This is a genomic window from Streptomyces sp. DT224, assembly GCF_049844595.1.
GTDB lineage: Bacteria > Actinomycetota > Actinomycetes > Streptomycetales > Streptomycetaceae > Streptomyces.
Window position 1 is genome coordinate 305,071 of sequence record NZ_JBNCLI010000006.1, and the last position, 18,460, is coordinate 323,530.

At 71.7% G+C, this 18,460-nt stretch carries 17 protein-coding genes and 2 pseudogenes; 6 read left to right on the forward strand and 13 right to left on the reverse strand.

Annotation, left to right across the window (positions count from 1 at the left end; translation table 11 throughout):
- Window positions 1-16: 16 nt before the first annotated feature.
- Genes ACLQ2N_RS17180 through ACLQ2N_RS17190 form a run of 3 tightly spaced genes read right to left on the reverse strand, consistent with a single transcriptional unit; the run spans window position 17 to window position 2,596 of the window.
- Window positions 17-790 (reverse strand): energy-coupling factor ABC transporter ATP-binding protein, encoded by a 774-nt coding sequence (locus ACLQ2N_RS17180; protein ID WP_425813812.1) that lies wholly within the window; start codon window positions 788-790, stop codon window positions 17-19.
- Entirely contained in the window at window positions 787-1,548 is a 762-nt protein-coding gene (gene cbiQ / locus ACLQ2N_RS17185; protein ID WP_425813814.1) for a cobalt ECF transporter T component CbiQ, read from the reverse strand. The genes ACLQ2N_RS17180 and cbiQ overlap by 4 nt, the downstream gene beginning before the upstream one ends.
- A gap of 1 nt (window position 1,549) precedes the next feature.
- On the reverse strand, window positions 1,550-2,596 hold the full coding sequence (locus ACLQ2N_RS17190) for an energy-coupling factor ABC transporter permease (RefSeq protein ID WP_425813816.1): 1,047 nt from the start codon (window positions 2,594-2,596) through the stop codon (window positions 1,550-1,552).
- A gap of 198 nt (window positions 2,597-2,794) precedes the next feature.
- Here ACLQ2N_RS17190 and ACLQ2N_RS17195 point away from each other — a divergent pair, with 198 nt between their 5' ends.
- Complete coding sequence (locus ACLQ2N_RS17195) at window positions 2,795-3,178, forward strand: SsgA family sporulation/cell division regulator (protein WP_425813818.1); 384 nt, start codon at window positions 2,795-2,797, stop codon at window positions 3,176-3,178.
- Between the two features lie 175 nt (window positions 3,179-3,353).
- Here the strand turns inward: ACLQ2N_RS17195 and ACLQ2N_RS17200 are convergent, their stop codons facing one another.
- Window positions 3,354-5,582, reverse strand: coding sequence for an MMPL family transporter (locus ACLQ2N_RS17200; protein ID WP_425813820.1), 2,229 nt, complete (start codon window positions 5,580-5,582; stop codon window positions 3,354-3,356).
- 284 nt (window positions 5,583-5,866) lie between these two features.
- Entirely contained in the window at window positions 5,867-6,442 is a 576-nt protein-coding gene (locus tag ACLQ2N_RS17205; RefSeq protein ID WP_425813822.1) for a TetR/AcrR family transcriptional regulator, read from the reverse strand.
- Between the two features lie 162 nt (window positions 6,443-6,604).
- Here ACLQ2N_RS17205 and ACLQ2N_RS17210 point away from each other — a divergent pair, with 162 nt between their 5' ends.
- On the forward strand, window positions 6,605-9,889 hold the full coding sequence (locus tag ACLQ2N_RS17210; RefSeq protein ID WP_425813824.1) for a S41 family peptidase: 3,285 nt from the start codon (window positions 6,605-6,607) through the stop codon (window positions 9,887-9,889).
- A 9-nt stretch (window positions 9,890-9,898) separates the two neighbouring features.
- On the opposite strand, the gene ACLQ2N_RS17215 is transcribed toward ACLQ2N_RS17210, so the two are convergent.
- The gene (locus ACLQ2N_RS17215) at window positions 9,899-11,602 is read right to left on the reverse strand and encodes a sel1 repeat family protein (RefSeq protein WP_425813826.1); all 1,704 of its coding nucleotides are present in this window, start codon (window positions 11,600-11,602) and stop codon (window positions 9,899-9,901) included.
- Between the two features lie 66 nt (window positions 11,603-11,668).
- Between ACLQ2N_RS17215 and ACLQ2N_RS17220 the strand changes: the two are divergent.
- Window positions 11,669-11,870 (forward strand): annotated as a pseudogene (locus ACLQ2N_RS17220) (RNA polymerase subunit sigma-24); the annotation flags it as partial.
- A gap of 47 nt (window positions 11,871-11,917) precedes the next feature.
- Here ACLQ2N_RS17220 and ACLQ2N_RS17225 read toward each other — a convergent pair.
- A complete protein-coding gene (locus ACLQ2N_RS17225) occupies window positions 11,918-12,547 on the reverse strand; it encodes a LysE family transporter (protein WP_425813828.1) in 630 nt (209 codons plus the stop codon).
- 185 nt (window positions 12,548-12,732) lie between these two features.
- The gene (locus ACLQ2N_RS17230) at window positions 12,733-13,317 is read right to left on the reverse strand and encodes a DinB family protein (RefSeq protein WP_425813830.1); all 585 of its coding nucleotides are present in this window, start codon (window positions 13,315-13,317) and stop codon (window positions 12,733-12,735) included.
- Between the two features lie 113 nt (window positions 13,318-13,430).
- On the opposite strand from ACLQ2N_RS17230, the gene ACLQ2N_RS17235 reads away from it, so the two are divergent.
- From ACLQ2N_RS17235 to ACLQ2N_RS17245, 3 genes are all read left to right on the forward strand, one after another.
- Window positions 13,431-14,003 (forward strand): dihydrofolate reductase family protein, encoded by a 573-nt coding sequence (locus tag ACLQ2N_RS17235; protein ID WP_425813832.1) that lies wholly within the window; start codon window positions 13,431-13,433, stop codon window positions 14,001-14,003.
- Between the two features lie 45 nt (window positions 14,004-14,048).
- Window positions 14,049-14,654 (forward strand): dihydrofolate reductase family protein, encoded by a 606-nt coding sequence (locus ACLQ2N_RS17240; protein ID WP_425813834.1) that lies wholly within the window; start codon window positions 14,049-14,051, stop codon window positions 14,652-14,654.
- Between the two features lie 176 nt (window positions 14,655-14,830).
- Complete coding sequence (locus tag ACLQ2N_RS17245; RefSeq protein ID WP_425813836.1) at window positions 14,831-15,601, forward strand: polysaccharide deacetylase family protein; 771 nt, start codon at window positions 14,831-14,833, stop codon at window positions 15,599-15,601.
- A 180-nt stretch (window positions 15,602-15,781) separates the two neighbouring features.
- Here ACLQ2N_RS17245 and ACLQ2N_RS17250 read toward each other — a convergent pair.
- The 5 genes and pseudogenes from ACLQ2N_RS17250 to ACLQ2N_RS17270 form a co-directional block, all read right to left on the reverse strand.
- Window positions 15,782-16,186 (reverse strand): annotated as a pseudogene (locus tag ACLQ2N_RS17250) (GNAT family N-acetyltransferase); the annotation flags it as partial.
- Window positions 16,126-17,010, reverse strand: a complete 885-nt coding sequence (locus ACLQ2N_RS17255) for a protein kinase domain-containing protein (RefSeq protein WP_425813838.1) — start codon at window positions 17,008-17,010, stop codon at window positions 16,126-16,128. The pseudogene ACLQ2N_RS17250 and the gene ACLQ2N_RS17255, both read right to left, overlap by 61 nt.
- Window positions 16,926-17,321, reverse strand: coding sequence for a hypothetical protein (locus ACLQ2N_RS17260; RefSeq protein WP_425813840.1), 396 nt, complete (start codon window positions 17,319-17,321; stop codon window positions 16,926-16,928). The genes ACLQ2N_RS17255 and ACLQ2N_RS17260 overlap by 85 nt, the downstream gene beginning before the upstream one ends.
- Window positions 17,322-17,745: 424 nt before the next feature.
- Window positions 17,746-18,189 carry an ATP-binding protein gene (locus tag ACLQ2N_RS17265; RefSeq protein ID WP_425813842.1) on the reverse strand — a complete coding sequence of 148 codons (444 nt, stop codon included), beginning with the start codon at window positions 18,187-18,189 and terminating at the stop codon, window positions 17,746-17,748.
- A complete protein-coding gene (locus ACLQ2N_RS17270; protein WP_425813844.1) occupies window positions 18,186-18,392 on the reverse strand; it encodes a hypothetical protein in 207 nt (68 codons plus the stop codon). Before ACLQ2N_RS17270 ends, ACLQ2N_RS17265 begins: the two co-directional genes overlap by 4 nt.
- Window positions 18,393-18,460 lie beyond the last annotated feature (68 nt).

Here is an 18,460-nt window from a genome sequence, read left to right on the forward strand (position 1 = left end):
TGGGAGGTGGGGCGGGTCACCCCGAATGCACCGTCACGGAACGCGGGTCGAAGCCGAAGGGGAGCTCCAGGCGGTGGGCGCGCATCAGGGGCTCGTCGCAGAGCAGGTCCTGGGTGCGGTCGTCGGCGGCGATGACCCCGTCGCTGAGGATCACCGCGCGGGGGCACAGCTCCAGGGCGTACGGCAGGTCGTGCGTGACCATCAGGACGGTGACGTCCAGGGAGCGCAGGATGTCGGCGAGTTCGCGCCGCGACGCAGGGTCCAGGTTGGAGGAGGGCTCGTCCAGGACCAGGATCTCCGGGCGCATGGCGAGGACCGTGGCGACGGCGACGCGGCGGCGCTGCCCGAAGGAGAGGTGGTGCGGCGGCCGGCCCGCGTACTCCTCCATGCCGACCTGTTTCAGCGCCTCCGTGACCCGCTCCTCCAGCTCCGCGCCGCGCAGTCCCCCGGCGGCGGGTCCGAAGGCGACGTCCTCGCGGACGGTGGGCATGAAGAGCTGGTCGTCGGGGTCCTGGAAGACGATGCCGACGCGGCGGCGGATCTCGGCCATGTTCCGCTTGTCCACCGGCAGCCCGGCGACGCGCACCGACCCGGCGCCCGCCTCCAGGATGCCGTTGAGGTGGAGGACCAGGGTCGTCTTGCCGGCGCCGTTCGGGCCGAGGAGTGCGACGCGTTCACCGCGCCCGACGGTCAGGTCGACGCCGAAGAGCGCCTGGTGGCCGTCGGGGTACGCGTACGCGAGGCCGCTGACCTCCAGGGAGGGCGGTACGGGGGCGGGGTCGGGGCTCATGCGGTCCATCCCACCAGACACACCGCGAGGGCGAGCAGCGGGAGGGCCGAGGCGTACGCCCACTGGGCGCGCGAGGCGGTCACCTCGTCGATGACGGGCATGGTGCCCGCGTAGCCCCGGCTGACCATCGCGAGGTGGACGCGTTCGCCGCGCTCGTAGGAGCGGATGAACAGGGCCCCGGCCGACTTGGCGAGGACGCCCCAGTGCCGTACGCCGCGCGCCTCGAAGCCGCGTGAGCGGCGGGCGATGGACATGCGGCGCATCTCGTCGGTGATCACGTCGCCGTACCGGATCATGAACGACGCGATCTGGACGAGCAGCGGCGGCAGCTTGAGGCGCTGGAGGCCGAGCAGCAGCGCGCGCAGCTCGGTGGTGGAGGCGAGCAGCACGGACGCGGCGACCCCGAGCGTGCCCTTGGCCAGCACGTTCCAGGCGCCCCAGAGGCCGGGGACGCTGACGGACAGGCCGAGGACGTGGGTCTGCTCGCCGGGCACGACGAACGGCATGAGCAGGGCGAACGCGACGAACGGCACCTCGATCAGCAGCCGCTTGAGCAGGAACCCGGCCGGGACGCGGGCGAGCGCGGTGACGCCCGCGATGAGCAGGGCGTAGAGCCCGAAGGCCCAGACGGCCTCGCGCGGGGTGGAGACGACGACCACGACGAAGCAGAACACGGCGGCGAGCTTGCAGTGCGGCGGCAGGTCGTGGACCGGTGAGTGCCCGTGCCGGTAGAGCTTGTGGGCGTGGCCCGCGCCCATGTCAGACCTTCTCTTCGGTACGGATGCCGGCCTCGCCCTGCGTACGGCGCCGGCGCGCGACCACGTAGAAGGCGCCGCTGCCCGCGACGAGGGTGGCGCCGACGCCGATCACGCCGGCGAGGCCGCCGGAGAGCCGGGTGTCGGAGACGTCCTTGACGCCGTAGTCGGCGAGCGGGGAGTCCGCGGTGGCGTGCTCTTCGGCCTCCTTGTCGATGCCCTGGTCGGCGGCGACCTTCTCCAGGCCGTCCGGATCGGCGGAGGCGTAGAAGGAGACGAATCCGGCCAGCACGAGGGCGGTGACCAGGCCGGTGGCCCACAGGCCGCGGGTCGGGCGGTGCGCGGCCGGGGCGGGGGCCGGGGCGTCGACCAGTTCGCCGTCGACGCGGAGCTTGAGCGGGGCGGCGAGGCCCTTGGCGCCGTGGACCAGGTCGGGGCGGACGGCGACGACGGCGCCGACGGTGAGCGCGGTGATCACGGCCTCGCCGATGCCGATGAGGACGTGGACGCCGGCCATGGCGGTGAAGACCTTGCCGATCGGGATGTCGGTGGTCCCGCCGATCCAGTACATCAGCGTGAAGGCGCAGGCGGCGGCCGGTACGGAGACCAGCGCGGCGACGAACGAGGCGGCGGTCACGGAGCGCCGGGTGCGCGGCAGCACCCCGAGCAGACCGCGGAAGAGGGCGTACGCGACGACGGTGGTGACGACGCCCATGTCGAGGATGTTGACCCCGAGCGCGGTGAGGCCGCCGTCGGCGAAGAGGATGCCCTGCATCAGCAGGACGACGGATATGCAGAGCACGCCCGTATACGGTCCGACGAGTATCGCGGCGAGCGCCCCGCCGAGCAGGTGGCCGCTGGTGCCGGCCGCGACGGGGAAGTTCAGCATCTGCACGGCGAAGATGAAGGCGGCGACGAGTCCGGCCAGCGGCGCGGTGCGCTCATCGAGTTCGCGCCGGGCCCCCTTCAGGCTGACGGCGACGGCCCCGGCGGCGACGACGCCCGCGACGGCGGAGACGGGTGCGTTGATGAATCCGTCGGGTACATGCATGGGGGAGGCTCCGCTTCCTGCGTTTTCGCGTCGCTGCGCCGGGTGCGCGGGGTCGTGAACCACTCAATGATAGGACCTTGTTGCGAAACGTTCGCAAGAGCGCGTCCCCCACAACTGCACAGGACTCCCATAGTGCTCTTTGCGTAAAATATGGGACATTGGATGACAAAGATGTCCATATAGGAGGAGAGCCGGCCGATGCCCCCCGTGATCCATGACCATGCCCGTGCCCGGCTCGTCACCGACGCCCGCGACCTGCCCGTCGTCCCGGTCGAGCTGCGGTTCGACAGCACGCAGTCCCCCGCGACGGTCCGCATCGCCTACCCGGGCGGCACGGAGTGGTCCGTCGAGCGCGAGCTCCTGGAGCGCGGGCTGCGCTACCCGGTCGAGCAGGACGACTGGCGGATATGGCCGTGCGGCAGGGTCCAGGTGGTCGTGGAACGGCACGACACGGCCGGCGTCGAGGTCGTCCAGTTCGACTGCGCCCCGCTGGTCCGCTTCCTGCGGCGTACGCATCAGGAGGCGCCGCACCACGACGCGCCGCACCACGAGGCTCCGAAGCCGGAGACCGCTCGCGCCTGACGACCCTCCTGGCACGCCGAGAGCCCCCGCGCACACCGTGCACGGGGGCTCTCGCCGCCCCGGTCCCCCGTCCCCACAGGTAACCGGGCTCCCGGGGCCGCGCACCGCTCGGAGGCGGCCCCGGAGTTCAGTCCGCGCGGCTCACACGCGGATCGGGTTCACACGCGCATCGGACTCACACGCGGATCAGCTCGCGCTCGCCGCCGGACTCCGGACCGCCGTCGCCGGCGGCCGGCACGTCCAGTTCCTTGCGCAGACCCTCGCCCTCGACGTCCACGTTGGGCAGCGCGCGGTCCAGCCAGCGCGGCAGCCACCAGGCACGCTTGCCGAGCAGCGCCAGGACGGCGGGCACGATCGCCATGCGCACGATGAACGCGTCGAAGAAGACGGCGATCGCCAGCGAGAAGCCGATCATCTTGATCATCTGCTCGCTGGAGCCGATGAAGCCGGAGAACACCGCGATCATGATCACGGCGGCGGCCGTGACGACCCGCGCCCCGTGCTTGAAGCCGGTGACGATGGCCTGGCCGGGCTTCTCGCCGTGGACGTACGCCTCACGCATCCGCGTGACGAGGAAGACCTCGTAGTCCATCGCGAGGCCGAAGACCACGCCCACCATGAAGATCGGCATCATCGACATGATCGGACCGGTCTGCTCGACCCCGAAGAGCGAGCCGAGCCAGCCCCACTGGAAGACCGCGACGACCGCGCCCAGGGCCGCGACGACCGAGAGCAGGAAGCCGAGCGCCGCCTTCAGCGGCACCAGCACCGACCGGAAGACCACCATCAGCAGCAGGAAGGCGAGGCCGACCACGAGCGCCAGGTAGGGCAGCAGCGCGTCGTTCATCTTCTGCGAGAAGTCGATGTTCATCGCGGTGGAGCCGGTGACCAGCACCTCGGCGCCGGTGTCGGACGTGATGTCCTTGCCCGCGTCGCGGATCGCGTGGACCACGTTCTCCGTCTCGACGGAGCTCGGGCGGTCCTTCGGGACGACGGTGATCATCGCCGCGTCGCCGGCCTTGTTGAACGAGGCCGGGGTGACGGCGACGACGCCCTTGATCCCGGCGATCTCGTCGCCGACCTGCTTGGCCGCGGCCTTGCCGTCCGCGCTGTGCTCGGTGTCCACGACGACGAGCAGCGGCCCGTTGAAGCCGGGGCCGAAGCCGTCGGAGAGCAGGTCGTAGGCGCGGCGCTGGGTGGTGCTGGTGGGCTGGGAGCCGTCGTCCGGCAGACCCATCTCCAGCGAGGCGGCCGGTACGGCGATGGCGCCGAGGCCCAGGACGCCGACGAGCAGCACCCAGACCGGCTTGCGCAGCACGAAGCGGGCCCAGCGGGTGCCCGTGTTCGGCTTGGCCTCGGGCTTGTTCTCCGCCTCGGCGGCCTTGCGCGCCTTGCGGCCCACGACGCGCTTGCCCACGAAGCCCAGCAGGGCCGGGACGAGGGTGAGGGCGATGAGGACGGCGATGGCGACCGTGCCGGCCGCGGCGAAGCCCATCTTGGACAGCATCGGGATGTTGACGACGGCCAGGCCGACCAGCGCGATGACCACGGTGAGCCCGGCGAAGACGACCGCGGACCCGGCCGTGCCGACCGCCCGGCCCGCCGCCTCCTCGCGTTCCCGGCCCTCGGCCAGCTCGGCGCGGTAGCGGGAGACGATGAACAGCGCGTAGTCGATGCCGACGGCGAGGCCGATCATCATCGCGAGCGTGGAGGTGGTGCTGCCCAGGTCGAGCACGTTGGCCAGGGCGGTGATCGTGGAGACGCCGATGCCGACCCCGATCAGGGCGGTGAGCAGCGGCAGCCCGGCCGCGATGAGCGAGCCGAAGGTGATGACGAGCACCACGGCGGCCAGCGCGATGCCGATGACCTCGGTGGCGCCGGTCTCCGGCATCACCTGGAGCGCGTCACCGCCGATCTCCACGGTCATCCCGCTCTTCTGGGCGTGGGTGCCGGCGTCCTCCAGCGCGTCCCGGGTCGCGTCGGTCAGCTCCATCGAGTTGACCTTGTACGCGACCGAGATGTACGCGGTGGAGCCGTTCTTGGAGACGGCGTTGCCGGTGTACGGGTCGGTGACCGAGGCGATCTGGTCGGAGCCTTCCTTCAGCTCCCGGGTGATCTTGTCGACCTCGGCCTTGTTGGCCGCGTCCGTCATCTTCTCGTGCTCGGGGGCCTTGAAGACGATGCGCGCGGTGGCGCCGTCGGCGCTGGCGGCAGGGAAGCGCTGTTCCAGCAGGTCGAAAGCCTTCTGGGCCTCCGTACCGGGGATGGAGAACGAGCTGGAGGTCGCGGTGGCTGCGGAGGACGCGCCGAACCCGGCGAGCGCCAGCAGTGCCACCCAGATCAGGGCGACATAGCGGCGGCGCCGGAAGGCGAGCCGTCCGAGCTTGTAGAGGAATGTGGCCACGAGGGCGTACTCCCGGTCAGGTCGTTGAGTGGAAATGGGCGTGAGGAACCAGCCCGACGACGAGAGCGGCGTGTCAGGTGGGGCTTGGGGAGGGGGCCGTGCGGAAGAGCGCGGGGACCGAGACGTCAGACGCCGGAGCGGGCTGGGGATCCCGGCCGGACCAGGGAGCGGCGTCTGGTGCGTACAGCTGCAAGGCGCCGAAGCGTCCTCGTAGCGGAGCTACCAGGGCGTTTCGGCAACGCCGCAGATGTGCGTGCCAGACGCCGCGACCCCGGCCGTGATCCTCAGCCCGCTCCGAGAGCGGGGAGGATCACGGAGTCGACGTAGTCGAGGAGGAATGCCTGGTCGACGGGGCGGTCCTCGACCAGCTGCCGGGTGGCGACGGCGCCCACCAGCATGTGCGGTACGTATCTGAGCGCCGGGTTCTCCGGGCTCACCTCTCCCCGGTCCACGGCCCGGCGCAGCAGCGTGTCGAGACCGGTCATCTCCGGTTCGATCAGCAGTTCGCGCAGGGCCTGCAGGAGGTCGGGGTTGTCGTGGACGGCATGGCTCAGACCCCGCATCAGCGCGGCGTCCTTCTCCATCTGACAGTCGTCACTGCGGTTGAGTACGGCGTGGAAGTCACCGCGCAGCGAGCCGGTGTCGACCTCGCCGAGGGTGCCGGGTTTGTTGTGCCGCAGGGCCGTGACGACGAGCGCCGGCTTGCTCCCCCACTGGCGGTAGAGGGTGGCCTTGCTGGAATGCGTACGGGCGGCGACGGCGTCCATCGTGAGGGCGTCGTAGCCGACCTCGCGGAGCAGGTCGAGCACGGCGGCGTACAGCTCGCTCTCACGCTCGGGCGTGAGCCGTGTGCGTGCCATGGTCGACCTCCTGTCCGATGAGTCATCGAACGAAACCGTTTCGTACAGCAGAACGGTACCTCGCGCGCCGAGCGAAACGGAACGGTTTCGTTTGTGGCTCGCACCACAAAAAGCGGGTCTCCCTGAGTTGCCGCACCCCCCTCGCGCGGAAAGCATTGGGGGGTGAGTGACGACGTCTCGTATCTCCGGTTCCCGCACCTCCACGAGGATCTGCTCTGCTTCGCGGCCGAGGACGATCTCTGGGTCGCCCCGCTCGCCGCCGAGGGGGAGCGCCCCGGACGGGCCTGGCGGGTCACCGTCGACCGCACCAGAGTCGGCCATCCGCGGTTCTCGCCCGACGGGACCCGGATCGCGTACACGTCGTGGCGCAGCCTCGACCCGGAGATCCACCTCGCCCCGGTCGCCGGCGGACCGTCCCGCCGGCTCACCTACTGGGGCTCCACCGACACCCGGGTCTGCGGCTGGACGCCCGACCCCGGCGACGCGGCGCAGATCCTCGCCGTCTCCTCGCACAACCAGCCGTTCTCCTACTTCTCCTGGGCCTACAGCGTCCCCACCGACGGCAGCCCCGGCGGCAAGCTCCCCTGGGGCCCGGTCACCGACATCGCGATCGCCGACATCGAGGACGAGCGCCGCACCCTGCTGCTCACCGGCACCCCACCGCACGAACCGGCGGCCTGGAAGCGCTACCGGGGCGGGGCCATGGGCCGGCTGTGGCTGCACGGCGAGCGGCTGCTGCCGGACATCGGCGGGCACCTCGACACCCCGATGTTCGTGGGCGGCCGGATCGCGTTCCTCTCCGACCACGAGGGCGTCGGCAACCTCTACTCCTGCCGCCCCGACGGCACGGACCTGCGCCGCCACACCGACCACGACGCCTTCTACGCCCGGCACGCGGCGAGCGACGGGCGGCGCGTGGTCTACCAGTGCGCGGGCGAGCTGTGGCTCGTGGACGAACTGGAGACACCCGACGCCGCGCCCCGGAAGCTGGAGGTCCGGCTCGGCGGCCCGCGCGCCGGCCGCCGTACGTACCAGGTGCCCGCGTCCAGCCATGTGGACGCGGTGTCCGTGGACGAGACGGGCCGGGCGAGCGCCGTGTCGGTACGCGGCAGCCTGTACTGGCTCACGCACCGCGACGGGCCCGCCCGCACCATCTCGGACACCCCGGGCGTACGGGTGCGGCTGCCGGAGATGCTGGGCAGCGGGGGGCAGGTCGCCTACGTCACCGACGCGGAGGGCGAGGACGCGGTCGAGATCGCCCAGCTGCCGCGCGCCAGCGGCGACCGCCCCACACGCCGCCTGGCCTGGGGCCGGATCGGCCGGGTCCAGGAGATGGTCTCCGACCCGGACGGCGAACGCCTCGCCATCGCCTCGCACGACGGCCGCCTGCTGCTCCTGGACACCGACGAGGAGACGTCCTCGGGCGAGCCGGCCGAGCTGATCCGGTCCGTCAACGGGCCCGTCCGCGACCTGGCGTTCTCCCCCGACGGCGCCTGGCTGACCTGGTCGCACCCGGGCATCGGCCGCTCGCTGCGCAAGATCAAGCTGGCCCGGATCGGCGGCCCCGGCGAGCCGGTGATCGTGGACGTCACCAACGGCCGCTTCGAGGACGAGAACCCGGTCTTCACGGGCGACGGCCGCTATCTGGCGTTCCTGTCCTGGCGCGGCTTCGACCCCGTGTACGACGTCCACACCGGCGACCTGTCCTTCCCGCTCGGCTGCCGCCCCTACCTGGTCCCGCTCTCCTCGGCGACCCCGTCCCCCTTCGCCCTGCTCCCCGACGGGCGGCCGGCGGCGGGCGGCCTGGACCCGGTCGACTCGGCCGAGGCGGGGATGACGGAGGGGTCCACGGTCACGGTCGAGTTCGAGGGCCTGGAGAGCCGGGTCACACCCTTCCCGGTCTCCGCCTCCAAGTACTCCGCGCTGGCGCCGGTCAGCGGCGGCGGGCTGGTGTGGCTGCGCTGGCCGATCTCCGGGGCGCTCGGCGAGACCTTCGCCAACCCGGCGGACATGTCGGGCCGGCCGACCCTGGAACACTTCAACATCGCCAAGGCGAAGAAGACCGAACTCGTGGCCCACCTCGACTGGTTCGAGGTCAGCGGCGACGCCTCCCGGCTGGTCGTGATGGACGACGGCGAGCTGCGCGCGGTCCCCGCCACGGAGCCCGGCGACAACGACTCGACCGTCTATCTGGACCTGCGCCGCATCCTGCACGAGGTGGACCCGGCGGCGGAGTGGCGCCAGGCGTACGACGAGGCGGGCCGCATCACCCGCTCGTACTTCTGGGAGCCGGACATGTGCGGCATCGACTGGCAGGCGGTCCTGGACCAGTACCGCCCCCTGGTCGAACGCGTCGCCACGCCCGACGAGTTCGCGGACCTGCTGCGCGAGGTGCTGGGCGAGCTGGGCACCTCGCACGCGTACGTGTCGCCCGCGCGCCGCAACGAGGGCCCGCCGCACTACCAGCGCGCGATCGGCCTGCTCGGCGCCAACTTCGCGTGCCGGGACGGGGACTGGACCCTGCTGCGCATCCTGCCCGGCGACTCGTCGGACTCCAAGGCGCGTTCCCCGCTGGCCGGTACGGGCCTCCGCGAGGGCGCGGTGCTGACCCATGTGGACGGCCGCCCGGTGGACCCGGTCGCCGGGCCGTACCCCCTGCTGGCGGCGGCGGGCGGTACGACGGTCGAGCTGACCTTCCGCCCGGCGGAGGGCGGGGGCCGCCCGCGCCGCATCGCGGTCGTGCCCCTCGTCGACGAACGCCCCCTGCGCTACCAGGACTGGGTCGCCAAGCGGCGCGAGGTGGTCCGGGAGCTGAGCGGGGGGCGGTGCGGCTACCTCCACATCCCCGACATGGGCGGTTCCGGCTGGGCCCAGTTCAACCGCGATCTGCGCATGGAGGTGTCCCGCCCCGCGCTGATCGTGGACGTACGCGGCAACGCCGGCGGCCACATCAGCGAGCTGGTCGTGGAGAAGCTCACCCGTACGATCCTGGGCTGGGACCTGACCCGCAACGCCCAGCCCGTCTCGTACGCCTCCAACGCCCCCCGGGGCCCCGTGGTCGCCCTGGCCGACGAGGCGACCTCGTCCGACGGCGACATGATCACGGCCGCGTTCCGGCTGCTGAAGCTGGGCCCGGTCGTCGGCCAGCGCACCTGGGGCGGCGTCGTCGGCATGACCGGCCGCCACCGCCTCGGCGACGGCACGGTGATCACGGTGCCGATGAACGCCGCCTGGTTCGACACGTACGGCTGGTCCGTCGAGAACCACGGCGTCGAACCGGACCTGGAGGCGCTGCGCACCCCGCTGGACTGGGCCGAGGGCCGCTACGCGGTCCTGGACGACGCGGTCCGCACGGCCCTGGACCTGCTGGCGGCGCACCCTCCGGCGACGCCGCCGACGTACGACACGGCCCCGGACCTGAGGCGGCCGCCGCTGCCGCCGAGGTAGGGGGCGGGGTCACTCCTGGTCGTCCTCCTCCGGGTCCTCCTCCAACTGCTTGTCCAGCGCCTCCAGCTCCTCCTCCGGCCGGATCATCCGGGCGCGGAGGTCCAGGTCGTCCCGGTCGTAGTGCGGAAGCACGTCCTCATTCCAACGGTCGGCGGCGAGTTCGAGGAGGTCCACGGCGTCCTCCGGGCGCCCCAGGTGGCGCAGGGCGACTCCGTAGTAACCGGCGGTCTCCGTACGGAACGTGTCGTTGTCGTCGCCCTCCTCCCAGGCTCGGCGGAGGTACGGTTCGGCCTCCGCGTACGCCCCGCGCTGGACCATCAGCTTGCCCGCGATCATGGAGTCGAGGCGGGACCCGAGACCGGCCGCGCGGACGTACCAGCGCTCGGACTCCTGGTAGTCGCGGTGGTAGTCGGAGAGCCAGCCCATGTGGTGACAGGAGTGGCGGTCGCCCTTCTCGGCGGCCACCCGGTGCCACCTGTCGCGCTCGGTGAAGCGGCGCAGCTTCGCGCACAGCTGCGCCACGTCGTACGCCGCGTCCGGGTCCCCGGCCCGGGCGGCGGGCTCCATCCAGGGGATCAGGTAGCGGGCGTTCTTGCCGCCCCAGTCGTTGAGCATGTCGGCGTACTCGTACCCGGCCCGTACGTCCCCGGCCTCGGCCCGCTCACGCAGTACGGGCAGCTGCCGGTAGTCGGGCTCGTCGGCCGCGCGGGGGCCGCCCTCGCGGAGTACGGCGATCCGGGCGAGCTGCTGGACGGCGTCCTTGTCGTCCTCGCCGAACTCGGCGAACCAGCGCTCGGCCTCGTCGTACCGGCCGAGCCGCATGCACAGCATCCCGAGGTTCCACTTCGGCGCCTCCTCGCCCGCCTCGACGGCGAGCAGGTGGGCGCGCTCGGCCTCCGCCATCTCCCCGCGCTGCTCGCACTTGTTGCCGAGCAGCGCGGCGGCCTGCGGGACCTCCGCCTCGCGGGCCCGGAGCAGCAGCTCGACGGCGTCCGGCCAGCCCTCCTCGCCGGTCTCGGTGAGGAACATCGCGTAGTACATCCCCGCCTCGGCGCTGAGCGCGGAGCCCCGGCGGTAGAGCGCGTCGGCGCGCGGCGCGAGCCCCGGGTAGTCCGCGAAGTGCTTGTCCAGCTCGAAGAGTTCGCGCACCGCCGCCAGGGCGGCCGCACCGTCCTCGTCGGCCTCGGCGATGTCCAGGGCGGCGGCGACCCGGTCGAAGACCTCCTCGAACGAGTCGAAGAGCCGGGACCAGCGGTAGACGGCGATGTCGCCCAGCTCCACCTCGCTCATCAGGAACGCGGACGCCTCCGCGCACCGCCCCTCGGCGGCCATGAGCTTGCCCAGCTCGATCTTGCAGTCGAGGTGCCGTGCGTTCTCCCACCCCTTCCGCAGCCACTCGGCGGCCTCCTCGGTCCTCCCGTCCTCCCGCAACAGCACCCCGAGCCCGTACGCGCACCCCCCGTCGAACTCCGCCCACTCCCGGTAGAGCGCGTCCGCCGCAGCCCGGTCGCCGCGGATCTTCCGGTACCGGGCCAGCGTGTAGTGCGACCAGATGTCCCCGGCCTCGACGGCCCGCTCCCAGTAGGGGATGCCCTCGTCGATGTGCCTGCCGAACACGAAGAAGTCCGTGTGCCGGAGGGCGGCCTTCACATCCTTGGCCAGAGCGGCGGCGACCAGCGCCTCGCCCCGGGTCTGTATGTCCTGGGTGGTCATGGGCGCATGGTGTCAGGTGAGTTGGCGGAAGCTCCGCCCGGGCCCCACGGCCTTCACACATCGTGCGGCCGGCCGGGCGCGCTGTTCCGGGTGCGCGACGGCGGCGTGCTCCACATCCTGTCCCTCGACGTGCTGGACCGGCCGTATCCAGACGGTCCGCTCGGTGATCAACCCGGACAAGCTCGGCCACCTGGGCCCGGTGGCGGACGCATGGGCGGCGGACCGCGAGGTGAAGGCGCTGCGCAGGCGGACCTCCCGTGCGGAGTGAGGCCGCGCGGCTCGGCCCGACCTCGGCACCCGGGCGCCCGCCGGCCATCACCGGGCGACCAGCAGGTGGGCGGCGAGTCCGACGATCACGGCGCAGGACACCAGGGAGGTGACCAGACGGCCGCGAGGGCCCGTCAGCACCCGGCCGAGCAGGGCTCCGCCCGCGGCGAGCAGCAGTTGCCAACTGGCGGAGGCCGCGAAGGCCGCCAGGACGAACACGGCCTGGCTCCAGTAGTCGGGCGCGGTGGTCCCCTGGCCGGCGAGGACCAGCGCCGCGAAGTAGATCACGGTGATCGGGTTCATCATCGTGACGCCCAGCAGCTCCGCATAGGCCCGCACTGGACTCATCGGCCTCCGGCCATCCCTGTCGGTGGCCTCCCGCCTGCGGTACTGGACGACGGCCGTCACGGCACTCCGGCCCGCCAGCGCGACGAGCACCACGGCCGAGGCCCAGTGCAGAGGCAGCGTGATCGGCTGGATGGCGGGCGCGAGCGCCGAGCCTCCGATCACGGCGACGAGCGCGTACAGGCCGTCAGCGGTCGCGACACCCAGCGCGGCACACGTCCCGACCCGCAACGACGTCCGTGCGGTGAGGGCCACGAGATACGTCGCGACCGCTCCCACGGGCATGGCGATGCCATAGCCGGCCAGGAGCCCCGCGAACAGGGCCGCGCTCACGCGCGGTGCTGAGTCGGCCTCCGCGGACGGCCGGGCTGCTGCCGGCCCCGCCCCGCGGCGGCGGAGAAGGGCGTCGGCAGCACGGGAACAGTGGTCGTGGTCATGGACAGATCCTCGGCGGCGCCGAGTCGGCCGCACAACCCGATTACGAGGCCGCCGCAGTCCCTCGGGTCCGTGCTGCCCCGTTACGCGCCCTCGGCGGCGGCCTTCGCCGCGCGTTCGACCTTCGCGCGGTGCGCCTCCCAGTACGCCGCGTCCTCCTGCGGTTGCGCGTACTGGGCCACCGTGCCCGTCGCGTGGTCGAGTTGTTCGCGGAGGATGTCGGCGTGGCCCGCGTGGCGGGCGGTCTCGCCGTGCATGTGGACCATGACGTCGAACAGCCGCACCTCCGGCTGCCGCCACCACTCCACCCGGCCGGGCGCGTCGAGCGGCAGCGCGGCGATCGTCGCGTCCGTGTGCGCCCACACCCGGCGGTACAGGCCGACGATCTCGTCCCGTGTCTCCCCTTCGGCGGCCCACATGTCCCGGCTGCCCGGTTCGTTGTCGTCCCACCGGGGAAGAGGCTCGGGGAACGGCCGCCCGAAGACGTCCCCGAAGTACCGGGCCTCCCAGAACGACAGATGCTTGACGAGCCCCAGCAGATTGGTGCCGGTCCAGGTCAACGGCCGCCGGATGTCGTACTCCCCGAGCCCTTCGAGCTTCCAGACCACGGCTTCGCGCGCGTTGCGCAGGACGTAGTGGAGACGGTCTTTCGCTGCGTCATCGATCATGCGTACCGACTCTGCCATCCGGGGGACCCGTCCGGAACGCCGGACCGATGACTTTTCCCGCACCGCGCAGTCTGAACCCATGTAAAGCCGACCACCCACACCCCGAGGACATCATGCGCATACTCATCAGCACCGCCTTCGTCTCCCTCGACGGTGTGATGGAGGCCCCGGGCGGCGAGCCCGGCTACCGGAACTCCGGCTGGACCTTCAAGGGCATCGACTTCCTGCCCGAGGCGTACGAGATCAAGGGCCGGGAACAGGCGGAGGCCGGGGCGCTCATGATGGGGCGGGTCAGCTACGAGGCGTTCAGCCCCGTGTGGCCGGGCATGGAGGAGTTCGCCGGCTACAAGGCGATGCCCAAGTACGTCGTGTCCACCACGCTCACCGAGGACGGCCTCGTGGACACCTGGGGCGAGACCCACATCCTCCGGTCCATGGACGACGTCGCCGCGCTGAAGGAGACCGACGGCGGCCCGGTCATCGTCCACGGGAGCGCCACCCTCAACCACGCGCTCTCCGACGCCGGCCTGATCGACCGCTATCACCTGCTCGTCTTCCCGCTGCTCCTCGGCGCGGGCAAGCGCCTGTTCAGCGCGGCGGACAAGGACACCCAGCACCTGAAGCTCGTGGAGCACGAGGCGTTTCCGAACGGCATCCAGAAGAACGTCTTCGACGTGGTCCGCTGAGGCCGACGGGGGCCGCGCTACTCCACCGCGAGAGGAACACACACCATGCGCAAGATCATCGTCACCACGTTCCTGACCCTCGACGGCGTCATGCAGGCCCCCGGCGGCCCCGACGAGGACCCCGAGAGCGGCTTCCCGCACGGCGGCTGGCAGAAGCCCACGTTCGACGAGGGCGTCGGCGAGGCGATCGCCGGCTGGTACGAGGACTCCGACGCGATGCTCCTCGGCCGCAAGACGTACGACATCTTCGCCTCGTACTGGCCGACCGCCGACCCGGACAACCCGTTCACGGAGCGCATGAACTCCATGCACAAGTACGTGGCGTCCCGCACCCTGTCCTCCGTCGACTGGCAGAACTCCACCCTCCTGGAGGGCGACACCGCCGACGCCGTACGCCGCCTCAAGGCGACCGAGGGCCGCAACATCAACGTCGTCGGCAGCGGAGACCTCGCCCAGACCCTCATGCGCGAGGACCTGGTGGACGAGTACCGCCTCACCATCCACCCGGTGATCCTCGGCACCGGCAAGCGCCTGTTCGCGGACGGCGCGATCCCGACGGCCCTGGAGCCGGTCACGGTCACGGGCACGAAGGGCGGCACGGTCCTCGCGGTCTACCGGCCTGTGGGACGGCCTGCGTACGACAGCTTCTAGGCACCGCAGGGCAGCGGATCGGGGGCTTCCGGCCCCGTTTGCCGTCGCTCTCCCGCAGTTTTGTCCGCGCTCCGTAACAGAGGCATCCTCGGGGGCCCCTTCGCCTGTCCTGCTGGGAGCAGTACGGGCACGGTACGGAAATCAAAGCGGCGGCGGACAAAGGGGCGGGGCGGACGATGGCGAAGCACAGAGAGAGGACGTGGCACAGCCGGCTCATCGCGGCGGCTCTCGGGGTCACGGCACTGGCCGCGGCCACCTCGATGTGGACCGCGCAGGCCGGCACCACCGACGGACAGCGGCCGGTGGCCGTCGCGTCGCACCATGGCCGGCCCGTGGCCGAGAAGGTCGCGGAGGACATCGCCCACGCGTCGGACAAGGGCCCCCAGGGCGTCAACATCACCATCGACGACGGCCCGGACCCCACCTGGACGCCCCAGGTGCTGCGGCTCCTCAAGGAGAACGGAGTCAAGGCCACGTTCTGCATGGTGGGCACGCAGGCCCAGGCCTACCCCGACCTGGTCAAGGACGTCGTGGCCGCCGGTCACCGCCTGTGCAATCACACTGTCTCGCACGACGTCACCATGGACAAGAAGTCCGAGGCGTACCAGGCCAAGGAGATCCTGGACGCCGAGCGGATGATCACCAAGGCGTCGGGCGGCGTCCACCCGCAGTACTACCGCGCCCCGGGCGGCGCGTTCACCCCGTACAGCCGGAAGCTCGCCGCCTCGCACGGGATGCGGCCGCTGGGCTGGAACGTCGACACCAAGGACTTCGAACACCCCGGCGTGGACGCCGTCGTCGCGACCGTCAAGAGCGAGATCGCCAACGGCCCGACCGTCCTCTTCCACGACGCGGGCGGTGACCGCTCCCAGACCCTGGCCGCACTGGGCCGGATCCTGCCGTGGCTGCGGGAGCAGGGGTACACGTACGGCTTCCCGGTGCGGTGAGTCCGGGGGAGCACAGCTCATGTTCCAGGCACCGTGGGGCAGCGGATCGGGCGGCTCCAAGGCGTACAGCTCGTAGGGGACGGATCCGTTGTCGGTCTGCCGGTCGGACGTGCCGATGCGGACGAACCCGGCTTTGGCCAGGACGCGGCCGGAGGCGGGGTTGTCGGGGTGGTGCATGGCCTCCAGCCGGTTGAGGCCGGCAGCGGTGAAGGCGACGGAGACGACCTGGTGCACGGCCTGGGTGGCATAGCCGCGGCCCCAGGTGTCATCGCGGAGGATGTAACTGATGGTGCCCAAGGTGGGGGTTCGTCGCCGCAGCGAGATCAGGCCGATCACCTCGTCTGCGGTGAGGATGCCCCAGCTCCACTGTGCGCGCGGGTTCTCGACGGCTCGGGCAAGGGCGGCGCGGATCTTCTCGTGGGCCTGGTCGAGCGTAAGAGGTTTGCCGGTGGTGTGCCGGATGGAGGCGCCGCTGTAGACGCGGGTGAGGGCACGCGCGTCGTCGGGGCGCAGGGCGCGCAAGGTCACCACGCGGTGGTCAGTTGCTTCGCGGTGGGCCGGTCGGACGGGTCGGGGGCCAGGCACGCGGTGATCGTGTCCTCGAACGCGGGGAATGGCCAGGGGCGGACATCGCGCAGTGCGGTGGTGGTGCCCTTGGCGATGGCGGCCAGCTTCTCCGGGCGGTCGGTGGTTTCGTCGTAGAGGACGGGTCGATGGCCGGTCCAGCACCAGAACAGGGAGGCGCCCAGGCTCCAGATGTCAGCGGCCGGGTGTGCCTGGATATGGGTGTCGGCGGGGGTGGAGAGGATCGCGGTGGCGATCTCCGGGGCGGTGGTGTGGGTGAGGGCTCCCCGGTACGGAACGGAGCGGCGGTCCTCGGGGCCGCAGGCGAGGGCGTAGTCGATGACCGTCGCCTGGCCGCCGTTCGTGACGAGGGTGTTGGTGGGCTGGACGTCGGCGTGAGTCCATCCGGCGGCGTGCATCCGGGAGAGGTGCTCCGTCCAGCTGCGGGCGATGCCCGTGAGCCACGGCCGGACCGTGGCGCGGTCTCCTTCCGTGCTGCGGGCCGGGACGAGGGCTCGCCACAGGGGTGCGCCGTCGATCCAGTTGACGGCCAGCCACCGGCCGCCCTCCCACGTCCCGGCGTCCACCCGGTAGTCAGGGCTGAGGGCCCCTGCAGCTGTGAGTCGGAGCAGGTGGTCGTCCTCCTGGGCCATCTCTGCGGCCTTCTCGTGGGCGTTGTCGGCGTCGGGGTTGTTGGCCTTCACAGCGACCGCTCCTCCGGGGCCCTGGACCTTCCAGGCCCGGGAGCCGCGCCGGTCGCTCAGGAGCTGGATCGCGGTGGGGTCGCCGGTGTGTCCGGTGAGGAGGGCGACGGCTTCCGTGGGGGGAAGTGGATCCTGGCCCATGTGCGGATGTCCTTCCGCTGGGTGGGGAGGTGCGCGAACACGTCGCGTCCGTCGTCGTCGGCCCCGGCGAGTGCGGTGGCGAGATCGGGTGTCGCGCTCAGGAAGCGGGGGTCGCGGCGGCGAACGGCTGCCCTCACGGGGAGGAACGAGGCGGGGGCGGCCGGGATGCGGTGTCCGGCGTCGGTGACTTCCACTTCTCCCGCGTAGAACTTGCCGAACATCACCCCGACCGGTCCGTAGAGGTTCTTCAGCACCCAGTGCGGCCAGGCCAGCAGGTCGCGGTGCCCGGCGCCGGGCACCTCCCCAAGCAAGACGATGTTCTCGCACCGCAGAAGGCCGTGGGGCCGGTTCAGCAAGGGCCGCAGCCGCTCCGCTGCCTGGGCGCCCGCTGGACCAGGGCTGCGCAGCCAACGGACTGATGCGCGAGCCCGGCGACGCCTCGGAGCCGGTCACGGTCGCGGTCGGCACCGAGTCCCCACCCTCGATGTCGGAGGTCTGCGGCTGGGTCATTTCGGCACGACGTGCCAGTTCCGCCTGCGAGATGCCGAGTGCCCTGCGCCGGTCGTAAACGGCTTGGCCGAGGGCGAAGGCATACCCGGCTTCGGTGTAGGCGAAGGACTCCTCGACCGTCTCCCCCAGGAGTCTCCTGGTCCTGCGGGTCCTCCACTCGGAGTGTTTCATCGGCTCTCCTCGCCGGTCCGCTCGTCACTGTGCTCAGCAGGGCCATGACCTGCCTCACGGGCGTCCTCCCGCCAGTGACGACGCTGCCCCCGCCCCGCCGGGCCGAAGGCCCGCCCGGCTTCCCGGCGCCCGCAGTTCGCACCACACCGTCTTCCGGTACGGGGCCTGCTCGACGCCCCACCGCAGGGCGAGCGCGTCCAGCAGGTGGAGGCCCCGGCCCGACGTGCCCTCCGGGCCGGTCTCCTGGAGCACCGGCCACACCGCCGCTGCGGGGTCGCTCACCGCTACCCGTACGCGCCCCGAGGGCGTCGCGCTCACCCGGAGCGACACCGGCGTGCGCTCCCCCACATGCGTGATGACGTTCGCCAGCAACTCGCAGGCGCACAGCAGGAGATCGCCCGCGTCCTCGCCGTCGAACCGCTCCCGCAGTATCCGACGCACCTCAGGCACGGCCTGCGGGACCGCCAGGAACTCCCATGTCAGCGGCAGGCCGTTCATCCGCCGGCCGCCCTCTGCAGCACCTCGACCAGCCGGCGGGCCGTCTCCGTGTTGCAGTTACCCAGCGCGACGAGCGGCGGCCGGCTCGCCCATGCGAGCGTCAGCGGGTCAACTCCCAATGACGGCAGGGTGATGCCGTTGGCCTTGAGCGCCGTGCGCAATGCGTCGATCTCCGGGCCGATGTCGTACGGGGCGTGGTCCATGAGGGCCGTCCACCTTTCGGTTGCTTGCTGTGACGAACGCCTCACACGCTGCCGCATGGACCTCTACC

Bases quoted from the DNA above. Each gene is read 5' to 3' on its own strand.
- ACLQ2N_RS17180 (WP_425813812.1), bottom strand. From the start codon at position 790: ATGAGCCCCGACCCCGCCCCCGTACCGCCCTCCCTGGAGGTCAGCGGC.
- ACLQ2N_RS17215 (WP_425813826.1), bottom strand. From the start codon at position 11,602: ATGACCACCCAGGACATACAGACCCGGGGCGAGGCGCTGGTCGCCGCC.
- ACLQ2N_RS17240 (WP_425813834.1), top strand. From the start codon at position 14,049: ATGCGCAAGATCATCGTCACCACGTTCCTGACCCTCGACGGCGTCATG.
- ACLQ2N_RS17255 (WP_425813838.1), bottom strand. From the start codon at position 17,010: ATGGGCCAGGATCCACTTCCCCCCACGGAAGCCGTCGCCCTCCTCACC.
- ACLQ2N_RS17190 (WP_425813816.1), bottom strand. From the start codon at position 2,596: ATGCATGTACCCGACGGATTCATCAACGCACCCGTCTCCGCCGTCGCG.
- ACLQ2N_RS17270 (WP_425813844.1), bottom strand. From the start codon at position 18,392: ATGGACCACGCCCCGTACGACATCGGCCCGGAGATCGACGCATTGCGC.
- ACLQ2N_RS17245 (WP_425813836.1), top strand. From the start codon at position 14,831: ATGGCGAAGCACAGAGAGAGGACGTGGCACAGCCGGCTCATCGCGGCG.
- ACLQ2N_RS17235 (WP_425813832.1), top strand. From the start codon at position 13,431: ATGCGCATACTCATCAGCACCGCCTTCGTCTCCCTCGACGGTGTGATG.
- cbiQ (WP_425813814.1), bottom strand. From the start codon at position 1,548: ATGGGCGCGGGCCACGCCCACAAGCTCTACCGGCACGGGCACTCACCG.
- ACLQ2N_RS17230 (WP_425813830.1), bottom strand. From the start codon at position 13,317: ATGATCGATGACGCAGCGAAAGACCGTCTCCACTACGTCCTGCGCAAC.
- ACLQ2N_RS17205 (WP_425813822.1), bottom strand. From the start codon at position 6,442: ATGGCACGCACACGGCTCACGCCCGAGCGTGAGAGCGAGCTGTACGCC.
- ACLQ2N_RS17195 (WP_425813818.1), top strand. From the start codon at position 2,795: ATGCCCCCCGTGATCCATGACCATGCCCGTGCCCGGCTCGTCACCGAC.
- ACLQ2N_RS17265 (WP_425813842.1), bottom strand. From the start codon at position 18,189: ATGAACGGCCTGCCGCTGACATGGGAGTTCCTGGCGGTCCCGCAGGCC.